We start from the raw sequence: 13,544 nt of genomic DNA, 5'->3' as shown, positions 1-13,544 counted from the left end.
ATCAATTTTCGCTGACGTCCGCTGGCGGTCGGCTCCCCCTCTTTTTTGGAGAGGGGGCCGGGGGGTGAGGTGCTCCGCGCTAGGGTGCGTTATTTCAACAACTCATGGAGTACCGTCTGCATCGAAAATGTGCGGTTGCCCGCCTCCTGAATGATGAGCGAGCCCGCCGAATCCAGCACCTCGTCGGATACTTCCACGTTGCGGCGCACGGGTAGGCAGTGGATGAATTTAGCGTCGTCGGTCAGGCGCATGTGCTCATTAGTGAGCATCCAGCTGGGGTCGTTGCTGAGCACTTGGCCGTAGTCGCGGTAGCTGCTCCAGTTTTTGGCCTGCACGTAGTCGGCGCCTTCCAGTGCCTTGCGCTGGTCGTATTCAATGGTCGCGCCCTTCGTAAACTTAGGGTCCAGTTCGTAGCCGTGGGGGTGAGTGATGACAAAATCCACCCAGTCGATTTCCGAAAACCAGTCGGCAAACGAGTTGGGTACGCACTGCGGCAGGGCGCGCACGTGCGGCGCCCAGGTCAGCACCACTTTCACGCGCTCCTTTTTCTTCGTCTCCGCCACCGTAATAAGGTCAGCAAACGACTGCAAGGGGTGCAGCGTGGCGCTTTCGAGGCTGATAACTGGCACCGTGGCGTACTGCAAAATCTTGCGCAATACTTCCTCGCTGTAGTCGGCTTCCTTGTCCTTGAGCGTGGGGAAAGTCCGCACGCCCAGCACATCGCAGTATTGGCTCATCACCGCAATGGCGTCCTTGATGTGCTCCTGGGTGGTGCCGTTCATCAAGGCGCCGTCGGCCATTTCCAGCGTCCACGAGTCGGCCCCGGCATTCAGTACCCAAGCCTGCGCCCCTAGGTTATAAGCCGCCTTCAGGCTGCTCAAGCGCGTGCGCAAGCTGGGGTTGAAGAATATCAGCCCCACCGTTTTATGCTTGCCCACGTGCTGATAGCCGTAGGGATTCTGCTTGATTTCCAGGGCTTGCCGCAACAACGCCTTATAGTCGCCCGCATCGGCGAAGGAGAGGAAGTTTTTCATCCTGCAAAGGTGGCTTGCAATGCCGGTACCCGCCGCTCCGGCTCGCAGCAGTAGCAACGCCCCCGGCCGCCCCCGCGTACTGCGTACCCGGCCGCGCCGCACCATTTTTAAGCTGGCGAGGCGGCGGTTCCGGTAGCCGCTAGACCCAGCGGCTGGCCCCCTTCCTTTCTCCAAAATGCTAGACCTGCTCGTTAAAAACGCCCACCTCGACGACCACCCGGCCGGCGTGGACATCGGCATCGTGGCCGATAAAATCCAGCTGCTGGAGCCCGGCATTACGGCCCCGGCCCGCGCAGTGCTCGACGCCGAGCACCAGTTTGTGTGCGCCGGCTTCTTCGAAACGCACATTCACCTCGACAAAGCCTGCATCCTGAACCGCTGCCCGGCTGCGCACGGCAAGGAGGAAGCCGCCAAAATAACCAAGGAAGCCAAGGCCGATTTCACCGAAGACGACGTATTTGCGCGGGCCAGCCGGGTAGTCGAAATGGCCATCAAAAAGGGCACGATGGGCTTGCGCACCTTCGTCGAAACCGACCCTAGGGCCGGCCTGCGCTCGCTGGCGGCCCTGCGGCGCGTGCGCGAAACCTACGCCGCCGCCATCGACATAGAGCTGTGCGCCTTTGCCCAAGAGGGCCTGACCCAGGAAATGGCCACCTACGACCTGCTGCGCCAGGCCCTGCACCAGGGGGCCGACCTGGTGGGCGGCTGCCCCTACACCGACCCCGACCCCGACCGCCATGTGGAATTGATTTTTGACTTGGCCGAGGAATTCAACGTCAACGTAGATTTTCACCTCGACTTTGACCTGGAGCCCGGCCAGTTGGGCATCCCCAAAATAGCCGCCGAAACCCGCCGCCGCGGCTACCAGGGCTGCGTGTCCATCGGGCACGTCAACAAGCTGAGCGCCATGCCCCCGCCCCAGCGCGCCGAACTGATGCTGCTGCTGCAAGCGGCCGACATCGCCCTTACGGTACTACCCGCCACCGACCTGCTGATGATGGGGCAGGAGCACACCCACCTCATTCCGCGTGGGGTGGTGAATGCCAACGAGCTGGCGCAGCTGGGCATCACTACCACATTGTCCAGTAACAATATCCTCAACGCCTTCACACCCTACGGCGACGCTTCGCTGGTGCGCCTGGCCAATATGTACGCCAACATCGCGCAGCTCGCCACCGATGCCGAAATCCGGGCCACGTATGAGATGATAACCACCCACGCTGCCCGGCTGCTGGCCCGCCAAACAGGCCTGCGCGTGGGCGGCCCGGCCACCTTCGTGCTGCTGGAGGCCGGTAGCGCTGTCGAGACCATCCGCACCATCGCCCAGCCGCTGCTGGGCTACAAAAACGGCCGCCCCACGTTCAGTAATCCTAAAGCCATTCTCCACCCCCAGCCCTAGCGCGCCATCATGCCTCCCAGCCTCACTTCCGTCGATTTAGCGTACCTGCGCCGCTGCCTCGCCCTGGCTACCGAAGCCCTGGCCGCCGGCGATGAGCCCTTCGGCTCGCTGCTGGTCGGGGCCAATGGCGAGGTGCTGGCCGACGCCCGCAACCGCGTGAACGAGCTCAACGCCCTGGCCCACCCCGAGCTGGCCCTGGCGCAGTGGGCAGCGGCCCACCTCAGCCCCGCCGACTGTGCCGCCACCACGCTCTACACCAGCGGCGAGCACTGCCCCATGTGCGCCGCCGCCCACGGCTGGCTGGGCCTGGGCAAAATCGTGTACCTCAGCTCGGGCGAACAGCTCACCCAATGGCTCGCCGACTTGGGCGCGCCGCCCGCCCCCGTGCGCCTGCTGCCGATACGCACCATCGTGCCCGGTGCCGAGGTAGCCGGCCCCGCCAGCGGCGAGCTGCTGGCAGCCATTAAGGATTTGCAAGTCACCTACCACACCCGGCGGCTGGCGGCTGGGCAGTAGCCGTATTGCTCGTAAGCTACTAAAAAACAAGGGGCGGAGCCCGTCGGCCCCGCCCCTTGCCACCCGTTAGCCTATCCAGTGCCGGGCCGCCGCAGCTAACGCTACTTTGGCTGCTTCCAGCATCAGCCACCACCAGAAACCTTTTTCAGAACTAGAAAAAGGTGAATTTTAATTTTCAAATTGCTCTACTTTTTCTTCAAGCCAGCCCATAGCTCCTCTGAAGGAAGACATATCATAATCTTTGACTTCACTAGCATGGGCATCAGCTTCTCTAAGCGAATTTATAATTGTCATCTTCGCGCTAAAATTATTTACGTCAGTATCAAATATGTGCCGAAAGCAGTCTTCCCAAGAAGCTTCCATTAGGTTTTTTAGCTTAGAAAAATAAAGTTTTATCTCAGAGTTAGAATTATCAAATAAATCGTTGTATCTAAATCTATTGAATTTGGTGATATTGCCTTCGTGCAAATGTTTAATTACCTTCTTTTTCGCGGTTTCCTCTCCGTAATTAGCTTTTAATTGATTGCGTACTATTCTGCGTAGCTTTACCTCAATAGAATTTCTACGAGCACTGATTTCGGCAATCTTTTCAGCATTTGTTTGAATAAGTTTTTTAAACTTGTTTTTTTCTGCTAAATAGGTTTTAAGTGTATCAATTTTAAAATCATAATCATTGCCGCTCTTGTATATTACGCCATATCCGATTAGGTGGCCAGTGTAAAAATTACTGTCTTCTAATGCATGTTCTAAGAAGAAATCCTTGTCTCCACGTGCGAGGTGCTCCAGCATTTCAAATTCTATATCATAGTTAGTGCGAAGAACATCCAATATCATTGCGGAGTACTCTCTTCCCAGTTCTGATTCAAATTTAGATTTAGCTCTCTCGTATATTATTCTATTGATAGTAATAGGGCGCGTGTTGTCTTTTTGCAGCGCATTAATAACGCTACAGACCTGTCTCATAAGAAAAGGGTGCCCACCGTAATCCTGGGTTATACTAGCACATACAACATCTTCAAACTGCATACCCATATAGCCGCCTAGTTTATTCAGCATGATGCGCGTTTGCTCAAAACTGAATTGCTGAATATAATATGGCGCTATCTGCTGATAAATAGGATTGTCAGACCCATTTATAGTTCTGGTCTCTACGCACAGTGGGTTTGTACTCGATATCAAGTAGGAAAACAAGTCCTGATTTTTCTGAAAATTCCCACGTAATGACCTCCAAAAATCTTTGAAATCAACCCCTGATTTCCAGTGGGGCTCATCTGAGATATCAAAGGTTATACGTTCTACTTCATCGAATACTAATAGTATTCTTTTCTTTCCAATCTTAATGTAAATATGTTTTAAATCCTCTGCAAATTTCTCTGATGCCGATTCTTCAGAATAATCATCGATTTTTGAATTGAGTTTAATGCTGTATTTTTGTGATAATTCAGATATAATATAATAAAGTAATTTATTCCATCTTTTCTTATAAACAGCTGTGTCTTGGCAGTCAATAAAAATAGTAGGATAACCTTTGGCTTTAAGAACTCGTGATAGGCTGAATAGGATAGATGTTTTTCCAGTCTTTCTGAGTCCAAATATTCCAGAGCATTCACTAGACATATGCTTGTCAACTAGCTCTTGAACGAAATCCCTTCTTCCGAAGAAATACGACTCTTTTTGTATAGGAGAATTAAATCCAAATAAATCCCTATTATAAAAATATTTTCTAAATCTGTTTTCAATAAAGTAGTCATTACTTATATTTTTTAATAATTCTTTATAGCTAAAGGGGACTATGACTTTGGCTTCCTCATTGTTTATTAATAATTTATTGATTTTGCTTTCAATATTATCATCATTGCTGATGATAACACTGCATATCTCCTCTGTGCGTAGGCTAGCTAAAGTTGATGAAATAGAATCAAATGCTCTATCTATCGCATCAATACTGCGTGGTTCAAATATTTGGTATGGGCTAAATACTACAATTACTTCTCTGTCCAGATTAAACATTTCTCTGAATTGAGACGTCGGCTTAATCAGTATAGCTTTGCATGTGCTGTTGCTCAATTGTACCTCTGTTCCACGAGTAATCAGCCATTGATTTGAAAATAAATCAATTATGTTCCTTTCATTTTTGTCGAAGTAAGACAGATTAGCGTCTTTACCAAGGCCTACGTAGTTATGCTCTTTCATGGCTTGCAGTTATGGGCGAGAAAATTAGCGGCGTATACCTAAGTCTAAGTATACGCCGCTAATATATGCTACATCGCCTTATACTCGTTCCAGCTCTTAATTTTCAAGTCCTTCATTTCCAGCGAGCAGAAGGCCCGGATGAACTTCGAGGCTAGGCGCGCGTTGGTCAGCAGCGGGATACCGAAGTCGATGGCGGTGCGGCGGATTTTGTAGTCGTTGTCCAGCTCGCCCTTCGACAGGTTTTTGGGGATGTTGATGACCAGGTCGATTTTCTTTTCGCGCAGGTAAGTCAGCACGTTGGGCTCCTGGTGGTCGTCGGGCCAGAAAAGCAGGCTGCTCGGCACGTTGTTTTCGGCGAAGAAACGGTGCGTGCCCTGGGTGGCAAAAATCTGGTAGCCCTTTTTCACCAGCAGCTGGGCCGAGCTGAGCAGGGCCACTTTCGAGGTGATGGGGCCGCCCGAGATGAGCACCGTCTTCGTCGGGATTTTATAGCCCACGCTCAGCATCGACTTCAGCAGTGCCTCCTCGGCGGTGTCGCCCAGGCAGCCTACTTCGCCGGTGCTCACCATGTCGACGCGCAGCACCGGGTCGGCGCCGGGCAGGCGGGTGAAGGAGAACTGCGGGGCCTTCACGCCCACGAAGGGTAAGTCGTACACGCGCTCGCTGTCGTCGCGGGTCACGGGCACCCCTAGGAGCACCTGCGTGGCCTTGGTTACTAGGTTGTGGCCCGAAATCTTCGACACGAAGGGGTAGCTGCGCGAGGCGCGGATGTTGCACTCAATCACCCGAATTACGCCGTTCTTTTCCAGGAACTGGATGTTGAAGGGACCGCTGATGTCGTAGCGGCGGGCGATTTTCTCGGCGATGTTTTTGAGCTTGCGGATGGTGCCCACGTACACCCGCTGTGGGGGATAGTACATGGTGGCGTCGCCCGAGTGCACCCCGGCAAACTCGACGTGCTCCGAGATGGCGTAGCTCACGATGTCGCCGTGGTTGGCCACCGCGTCCAGCTCTATCTCCTTGGCTTCCTGGATGAACTCCGACACCACCACCGGGTATTCGGCGCTCACCTCGGTGGCCGTTTGCAGGTATTCTTCCAGCTCCTGCCGGTTCGAAACCACGTTCATGGCCGCGCCCGACAGCACGTAGCTCGGCCGGATGAGCACCGGGTAGCCCACCTCGCCCACGAAGGCGTGCATGGCCTCCAGCGAGGTCAGCTCGTTCCAGCGGGGCTGCTCGATGCCCAGCTCGTCCATGATGCTCGAAAACTTGTGGCGGTTTTCGGCCATGTCGATGCTCTTGGCCGAGGTGCCCAAGATGGGCGCGCCGGCGTCTTCGAGGCGCGTGGCCAGGTTGTTCGGAATCTGCCCGCCGGTGCTCAGAATTACGCCCGTGGGCTGCTCAAAGTCCAGAATGTCCATCACCCGCTCGTAGCTCAACTCCTCGAAGTAGAGGCGGTCGCTCACGTCGTAGTCGGTAGATACGGTTTCGGGGTTGTAGTTGATGATGAGCGTTTTGTAGCCCTCAGCGGCGGCTGTTTGCACGGCGTTCACGCCGCACCAGTCAAACTCTACCGACGAGCCGATGCGGTACACGCCCGAGCCTAGCACGGCAATCGACTTCTCGGTTTCGGGCGCGAGGTCGTTTTCGGTGCCGTGGTAGGTGAGGTACAGGTAGTTGGTTTTGGCCGGAAACTCGGCGGCTAGGGTATCAATCTGCTTTACCACCGGCAGCACCCCTAGGGCCTTGCGGTGGGCGCGCACGCGCAGCTCGTCGGCCTTCACGTCACCCGCGCCCAGCAGTTGCACCGCCAGTTGCTGGTCCGAAAAACCGGCTTTTTTGGTTTCGCGCAGCAGGTCGATTTCCAGGCCTTCCAGACCTTTTTCGCGCTGGCCGGCCAGCTGCTGGCCCAGCTTGAAAATAGTGTACAGGCGCTGCAAAAACCAGAGGTCAATCTTGGTCAGGTCGTGCACGCGCTCGATGGTGTAGCCCGCCTCAAACGCCTGGTTGATGGCGAAGATGCGCTCTTCGTTGGGCTCGCTCAGCAGGCGGTCAAGAGTTTCGTTATCAGTCGTTTCGGGAGTATTGCCCACGAAGCCGCGCTTGCCGGTGTCCAGCATCCGCAGGCCCTTCTGAATGGCTTCCTCAAACGACTTGCCGATGGCCATTACCTCGCCCACGCTCTTCATGGCCGAGCCAATCTGGCGCTGCACGCCCGCAAACTTGCCCAGGTCCCAGCGCGGCAGCTTCACCACCACGTAGTCGAGCGCCGGCTCAAAAAACGCCGTCGTGGTCTGCGTCACGCTGTTTTTCAGCTCGGCCAGCGAATAGCCCAGGCTCAGCTTGGCGGCCACGAAGGCCAGCGGGTAGCCCGTGGCCTTGGAGGCCAGCGCCGACGAGCGCGACAAGCGGGCGTTTACCTCAATCACGCGGTAGTCTTCCGAAACCGGGTCCAGCGCGTACTGAATGTTGCACTCGCCCACGATGCCCAGGTGGCGGATGGTCTTGATGCCAATCGAGCGCAGCTTGTGGTACTCGCGGTTGCTGAGCGTCTGCGACGGGGCCACCACGATGCTCTCGCCGGTGTGGATGCCGATGGGGTCGAAGTTCTCCATGTTGCAGACCGTGATGCAGTTATCAAACGCATCGCGCACTACTTCGTACTCCACTTCCTTCCAGCCCTTAAGCGACTCTTCCACCAAAATCTGGTCGGAAGTCGTGAAGGATTTTTCAGCCAGCGCCCGTAGCTCGTCCATGTTGTTGGCGAAGCCGCTGCCCAGGCCGCCTAGGGCAAACGCCGCCCGCACGATAATCGGGAAGCCGATGCGCTCGCCGGCCGCCAGGGCGTCGTCCATCGTCGTCACGGCCACGCTGCGGGCCGTGAGCACGCCAATCTGGTCGAGCTTTTCCTTGAAAATATCGCGGTCCTCGGTGTCGATAATCGACTGCACCGGCGTGCCGAGCACCGGCAGGTTGTACTTCTCAAATACCCCGGCCCGGTACAGCGCCACCGCGCAGTTGAGCGCCGTTTGGCCACCAAACGCCACCAGAATGCCGTCGGGCTTCTCCTTCTTGATGACTTCCTCCACGAAGTAGGGCGTCACGGGCAGGAAGTACACGTCGTCGGCCATGCCCTCCGAGGTTTGCACGGTGGCAATATTCGGGTTGATGAGGATGGTGCGGATGCCTTCCTCTTTCAGCGCCTTCAGCGCCTGCGAGCCGGAATAGTCAAATTCGCCGGCCTCCCCGATTTTCAACGCGCCGGAACCGAGGATAAGAACTTTAGTGGGTTTGTTCATTCTAGGGGGATTCGTATTCAAAAAAAAGAACGTTACACAAAGCAGAGTCGAAGCAACTTGGCGAATTAGTCAAGTTGCTTCGACTCTGCGACCTTTTACAAATCACTTTCTCTTGCCTTCTTTGCTTTATTCTGCAAAGCATTATCAGCACCTTTTTTCTTTGCAAGCATTGGGATGCTTAAGTATCTCACAAAATATGATGGCGGCTCATTCTTGTCATTTGAAGAGATGCTGCCACGATAAGGATTTTTACAGATTGAAACAGATAAATTTACCTTGCTTCCTTTCCATAAATAAGTCGTGACATTTGCTCCAAGAATATTGTCTGCATCTACAATTGTAGGACCACCGTACAAGCTTCTGTAAAGTGTAAGTAATTCTTTGCCTACTCTGTTATCAACGTAGAAATCGACTCTAAGCAGTCTTTTGTTGAAAAAATAGTACGTTGGTTTACCGATTTCTAGGTCGCCTATCTTATTTGCACTATTGTTTTGGGTATAAGACTTAATGTCAAAATCTAGATACCCGTCAAAACGCTCAACAAATTCTTGATTGTATTTTGCAAACAATGAACCGCTATAAACTAGATTATTATATTCACTTACGTTAGAGCCAAACAAGAAATTCTTAAAACCATTCTTTTCATCAAGCTTAAGAATACTCTGTGCTTTTGATACAAGGCAGACAGAAGAATTCAACATTACTGCGAAAACAGTCTTTCGAACTAGGTCAGAAAATAATGAAGAGTTTCCCATGCATGTCGAATGGAGACTTGACCTAAAAGTATCAGTAAAGGATTGGGCTTAGAGACCTAACGAAGCGATAGAGATGCTTCGGCTGCGCTGCGCTCCGCTCAGCATGACGGTTAGTTAGGCTGAGCTTGTTAAAAAAAAGGCAACTAGCTTTAGTTGCTAGTTGCCTTGTGCTTCTTAACTGCTTCAATAAAATCATCGAACATGAACTCCGTGTCCTGCGGGCCGCCGGCGGCCTCCGGGTGGAATTGCGTGGAGAAGAAAGGCTTGGTCTTGTGCTTGATGCCTTCGCAGGTGCCGTCGTTGAGGTTCTCGAAGAGCATTTCCCACTCGGCGGGGAGCGTATCGGTATCGACGGCGAAGCCGTGGTTTTGGCTGGTGATGTAGCTGCGCTGCGTGCCGGCCAGGCGCACGGGCTGGTTGTGGCTGCGGTGGCCGTATTTCAGCTTGAAGGTGTCGCCGCCCGCCGCCAGGCCCATGAGCTGCGAGCCGAGGCAGATGCCGAAAATCGGCTTGTCCTGCTGCAAAGCATTTTGCAGGTGCTGGATGGTCGCCTCGCACATCTTGGGGTCGCCGGGGCCGTTGCTCAGGAATAGGCCGTCGTAGTCGAGTTGGCTGTAGTCGTAGTCCCAGGGCACCCGAATCAGTTCCACGTCGCGCTCCAGGAAGCAGCGGATGATGTTGGTTTTGGTGCCGCAGTCCACGAGCACGATTTTGTGCTGGCCCTGGCCGTAGTGTTTTACTTCGGGGGGGCTCACCTGGGCCACCAGGTTGTCGAGGTTGGGGTCGTGCAGGGGCACGTCTTCCTCGGCCACGATTTTGCCCAGCATGGCACCTTTCTCGCGCAAAATCTTGGTGAGCATGCGCGTGTCCACGCCCGCAATGCCGGGGATGTTGTATTCTTTCAGCCAGTCGCCCAGGCTCTTGGCGGCGTTCCAGTGGCTGTGCTCGTCGGAGTAGTAATTCACGACCAGCCCGGCAATGTGAATTTTGTCAGACTCGAAAATCTTCGAAATCGACTCGTACAAGTCCTCGCCGGGCACGCCGTAGTTGCCCACGATGGGGTAGGTGAGCACCAAAATCTGCCCCGCAAAGGAGGGGTCGGTGAGGTTTTCAGGGTAGCCCGTCATGGCCGTGCTGAACACGACTTCGCCCGCTACCGAGCTATACGCGCCAAACGACTGGCCCTGAATCTCGGTGCCGTCTTCGAGGATGAGTTTTACTGTTTTCGAGTTTTCCACTGTGCTAACTAAATGCCTGTCAGGTATGTAAGGGTAAGAAAAATCAAAGCCACTCGGCCAGTGCCCGCGCCGTTAGTCCAGCGCGCTAGGCTCCTGAATAACGGCCACCGCTTTTTCGGTGAGGGCATACAGCGCCTGCAAAAATACGTCAACCTCGGCCTTCGTTATGTTCAATGGCGGCAACAAACGCAGCACCGTGGGGTCGGAGGCGTTGCCCACGAAGATGTGGTGCTCGGTGAGCAGCTTGTCGCGCACTTCCTTCACGGGGAAGTCGTACTTGACCCCAATCATCAGGCCGCGGCCGCGGATTTCTTCGGCCCCGGAGTGGGCCAGCAGCTCGGTGCGCAGGTAGTCGCCCAGGGTGCGGGCGTGCTCCACGAGGTGCTCTTGCTCAATGACTTCGAGCACGGCCAGGGCGGCGGCGCAGGCTAGGTGGTTGCCGCCGAAAGTGGTGCCTAGGAGGCCATAAGAAGCCTTCAAATGGGGCGCAATGAGGATGCCGCCGATGGGGAAGCCGTTGCCCATGCCCTTGGCCACCGAGATAACGTCGGGCTGAATGCCGGCCCACTGGTGGGCAAAAAACTTGCCGCTGCGGCCGTAGCCGCACTGCACCTCGTCGGCGATGAGCAGCGCGCCGTACTGCTGACACAGCGCCGCCAGCCCGCGCAAAAAGTCGTCGGAGGGCATGATGATGCCGCCCACGCCCTGAATGGGCTCGATGATGGCCGCGCACACGTCGCCGGCTTGCAGGGCTTGCTCCACGGCCCCTAGGTCGTAGTCGAGGAAGGAAACGGCGTGCCCGGCGTTGAAGGGGGCCACGATTTTGGGGTTGTCGGTGGCGGCCACCGCGCCGCTCGTGCGCCCGTGAAACGCGCCCCGGAAGGCCAGCACGCGAGTTTTGCCGGTGTGGAAGGACGCCAGCTTCAGCGCGTTCTCGTTGGCCTCGGCCCCCGAGTTGCACAGAAACAGCGCGTAGTCGGGGTAGCCCGACACCTCGCCCAGCTTCGTGGCCAGCTCGCGCTGAATCGGAATCTGCACCGAGTTGGAGTAGAAGCCGATGTTTTGCAGCTGCTCGCTGAGGCGCTGCACGTAGTGCGGGTGGCTGTGGCCGATGGAAATGACGGCGTGGCCGCCGTAAAAATCTAGGTACTGCTGGCCCTTGTCGTCCCACAGCGTCGCGCCCAGCGCCCGCACCGGCGTGATGTCAACCAGCGGATAAACGTTGAAGAGGTTCATGGTTTCTAGGTGGTTATTCTGATAGTTCGTTTGGCTTTAAGTCCTTATTCAAAAAGGGAGTTAGGGCATTATGATTTTTTAAGTCATTTGCCTCTAGCTATTTCAGCATCAGTCTCAATCCAATCCCAAAACTTATATTCGGTGTACTCGTCCATCAAATCAATAGCTTCTTTTCTCATCTTCAAGGCTTGCGCAAGATTGTTCGAAAAATGAACGTTGCCCTTGTACAAATCAGGATGAAGCTTATTAAATACTGTTGGGTCATTAAACTCCTTAAAGTTGGACGTCACGAATAATAAGTCTGTGGCGATTTGATTATTCTGATTTACGTGGTCTACTGCACCGAAGTACAGAAGTGCATCTGCCATGTTATTCTTGTTGTTATGGAATGGAGCCTGCTTTGTTAAAGCACGATTAGCCATGTCAACTTTTATACTATCACTAATACTGAAAACCTCAGAGCCTTTCAGTAACTTTTCTATCCTGTCAAAGAACACTTCTGCAAGCCGCTCTTGCTCAGATTCAATTTTGGTGTACTTTTCTACAATGCTGATGAGGGTTGCTTTTTCGGCTTCTGGCAAAAGCTCAGACATTTTCAATGCGCTTTTTGCATGAGCCCGAATGCTAGCAACAACTTCTTTAAGAACTCGTGTCTTATTTCTATCCCACTCATCAATAATAATGTCGCATGTTAGAAGAATAGTAATGCCCTGCTGAACCTGCTCTTCAAGTTCTGCTAAGACTTCTTCTACTCGTGGTTTGGCTATGTCAAGCCAAGTGCTAGTATCAAGAATCAGCTTTGCCATTCTATTTATCTGATTAAAAAATCTAAAAAAACGCAGCCTTTATTCCAAGGCCCGCCGTTTCCTCGAAGCCGAAGAGTAGGTTCATATTCTGAATAGCCTGCCCCGATGCGCCTTTCAGCAGGTTGTCCAGCGCCGTGGTGATGAGCACTTGGTCGTCGTGCTTAGCCACGTGCACCAAGCATTTATTGGTGTTCACCACTTGCTTGAGGTGAATTTCCTTGTACGACACGAGCGTGAACGGCGCGTCGCGGTAGTAGTCGGAGTACAGCTTTTGTACTTCGGGTATTAAAAGTTCGCAGGTAGTATAAACCGAAGCGAAGATGCCCCGCGTGAAATTGCCGCGGTAGGGGATGAAGCGCACGGGCTGCTTAAAGCCTGGCTGCAAGCCCACTAGCGTTTCGCCAATCTCGCCCAGGTGCTGATGCGTGAAGGTTTTGTAGGTCGAGATGTTGCCGGTGCGCCAGGTGTAGCCGGTAGTTTCGACGAGGCCACGCCCCGCGCCCGTGCTGCCCGTGATGGCCGACACGTGCACGGCATCGTGCAGCTGCCCGGCGGCGGCCAGCGGCAGCAGCGCCAGCTGAATGGCCGAGGCAAAGCAACCGGGATTGGCGATGCTGTCGGCCGTGCGAATCTGCTCGCGGTTGGCCTCGGGCAGGCCGTACACGAAGTGCCGGCCGGCTACGTCGCGGTCGGCCGCCAGGCGGAAGTCGTTGCTCAGGTCGATGACTTTGGTGCTGGCGGGCAGGTTGGCTTCGAGCAGCCACTTACGCGAGTTGCCGTGACCTAGGCACAGAAATACTACGTCCTCGTCGCCGGTCAGCTCGCTGGCAAAGGTGAGGTCGGTATCGCCCAGCAGGTCGTCGTGCACGGTGTGCACCGGCTGCCCGGCCTGGGTCGAACTCACGACGGTGGCTACGCTGGCCTGCGGGTGGTGCAGCAGCAGGCGCAGCAGCTCGCCGGCCGTGTAGCCCGCGCCGCCCACGATGCCGACGGTGATTTTTTGGTTTTGCATGTGCTGACGTGGCGCCTCACCCCCCGGCCCCCTCTCCGAAAAGGAGAGGGGGAGCC

The 13,544-nt window shown here is 54.8% G+C and carries 10 protein-coding genes; 2 read left to right on the top strand and 8 right to left on the bottom strand.

The window, feature by feature from the left end:
- Positions 1-89: 89 nt before the first annotated feature.
- Positions 90-1,034 carry an acetylornithine carbamoyltransferase gene (locus tag VFO93_RS19955; RefSeq protein WP_325136155.1) on the bottom strand — a complete coding sequence of 315 codons (945 nt, stop codon included), beginning with the start codon at positions 1,032-1,034 and terminating at the stop codon, positions 90-92.
- A 175-nt stretch (positions 1,035-1,209) separates the two neighbouring features.
- On the opposite strand from VFO93_RS19955, the gene VFO93_RS19950 reads away from it, so the two are divergent.
- Together VFO93_RS19950 and VFO93_RS19945 are read left to right on the top strand one after the other, a co-directional pair.
- Positions 1,210-2,433: an amidohydrolase family protein gene (locus VFO93_RS19950; RefSeq protein ID WP_325136154.1), complete on the top strand. Its 1,224-nt coding sequence runs from the start codon at positions 1,210-1,212 to the stop codon at positions 2,431-2,433.
- A gap of 9 nt (positions 2,434-2,442) precedes the next feature.
- Entirely contained in the window at positions 2,443-2,949 is a 507-nt protein-coding gene (locus VFO93_RS19945; protein WP_325136153.1) for a nucleoside deaminase, read from the top strand.
- 168 nt (positions 2,950-3,117) lie between these two features.
- On the opposite strand, the gene VFO93_RS19940 is transcribed toward VFO93_RS19945, so the two are convergent.
- The 7 genes from VFO93_RS19940 to argC all read right to left on the bottom strand — a co-directional run bounded on the left by VFO93_RS19940 (position 3,118) and on the right by argC (position 13,488).
- Positions 3,118-5,142: an AAA-like domain-containing protein gene (locus VFO93_RS19940; RefSeq protein WP_325136152.1), complete on the bottom strand. Its 2,025-nt coding sequence runs from the start codon at positions 5,140-5,142 to the stop codon at positions 3,118-3,120.
- Positions 5,143-5,210: 68 nt separating this feature from the next.
- Complete coding sequence (carB, locus tag VFO93_RS19935) at positions 5,211-8,441, bottom strand: carbamoyl-phosphate synthase (glutamine-hydrolyzing) large subunit (RefSeq protein ID WP_325136151.1); 3,231 nt, start codon at positions 8,439-8,441, stop codon at positions 5,211-5,213.
- A 95-nt stretch (positions 8,442-8,536) separates the two neighbouring features.
- The gene (locus VFO93_RS19930) at positions 8,537-9,142 is read right to left on the bottom strand and encodes a hypothetical protein (protein WP_325136150.1); all 606 of its coding nucleotides are present in this window, start codon (positions 9,140-9,142) and stop codon (positions 8,537-8,539) included.
- Positions 9,143-9,345: 203 nt separating this feature from the next.
- Positions 9,346-10,434, bottom strand: coding sequence for a glutamine-hydrolyzing carbamoyl-phosphate synthase small subunit (gene carA, locus VFO93_RS19925; RefSeq protein ID WP_325136149.1), 1,089 nt, complete (start codon positions 10,432-10,434; stop codon positions 9,346-9,348).
- A 72-nt stretch (positions 10,435-10,506) separates the two neighbouring features.
- Positions 10,507-11,670 (bottom strand): aspartate aminotransferase family protein, encoded by a 1,164-nt coding sequence (locus tag VFO93_RS19920; protein WP_325136148.1) that lies wholly within the window; start codon positions 11,668-11,670, stop codon positions 10,507-10,509.
- Positions 11,671-11,753: 83 nt separating this feature from the next.
- A complete protein-coding gene (locus VFO93_RS19915; RefSeq protein ID WP_325136147.1) occupies positions 11,754-12,476 on the bottom strand; it encodes a PIN domain-containing protein in 723 nt (240 codons plus the stop codon).
- Positions 12,477-12,498: 22 nt separating this feature from the next.
- Positions 12,499-13,488, bottom strand: a complete 990-nt coding sequence (gene argC, locus VFO93_RS19910; protein ID WP_325136146.1) for an N-acetyl-gamma-glutamyl-phosphate reductase — start codon at positions 13,486-13,488, stop codon at positions 12,499-12,501.
- Positions 13,489-13,544: the final 56 nt, after the last annotated feature.

The sequence above is a fragment of the Hymenobacter sp. genome (assembly GCF_035709525.1).
In the GTDB taxonomy this organism is placed as follows: domain Bacteria; phylum Bacteroidota; class Bacteroidia; order Cytophagales; family Hymenobacteraceae; genus Hymenobacter.
Note: the sequence above shows the minus strand (reverse complement) of the source record. Positions and strands in the feature narration are given on the sequence as shown.

Coding starts and splice junctions, on each gene's coding strand:
- VFO93_RS19955 (WP_325136155.1), bottom strand. CDS start 1,034: ATGAAAAACTTCCTCTCCTTCGCCGATGCGGGCGACTATAAGGCGTTG.
- VFO93_RS19950 (WP_325136154.1), top strand. CDS start 1,210: ATGCTAGACCTGCTCGTTAAAAACGCCCACCTCGACGACCACCCGGCC.
- VFO93_RS19945 (WP_325136153.1), top strand. CDS start 2,443: ATGCCTCCCAGCCTCACTTCCGTCGATTTAGCGTACCTGCGCCGCTGC.
- VFO93_RS19940 (WP_325136152.1), bottom strand. CDS start 5,142: ATGAAAGAGCATAACTACGTAGGCCTTGGTAAAGACGCTAATCTGTCT.
- carB (WP_325136151.1), bottom strand. CDS start 8,441: ATGAACAAACCCACTAAAGTTCTTATCCTCGGTTCCGGCGCGTTGAAA.
- VFO93_RS19930 (WP_325136150.1), bottom strand. CDS start 9,142: ATGTTGAATTCTTCTGTCTGCCTTGTATCAAAAGCACAGAGTATTCTT.
- VFO93_RS19920 (WP_325136148.1), bottom strand. CDS start 11,670: ATGAACCTCTTCAACGTTTATCCGCTGGTTGACATCACGCCGGTGCGG.
- VFO93_RS19915 (WP_325136147.1), bottom strand. CDS start 12,476: ATGGCAAAGCTGATTCTTGATACTAGCACTTGGCTTGACATAGCCAAA.
- argC (WP_325136146.1), bottom strand. CDS start 13,488: ATGCAAAACCAAAAAATCACCGTCGGCATCGTGGGCGGCGCGGGCTAC.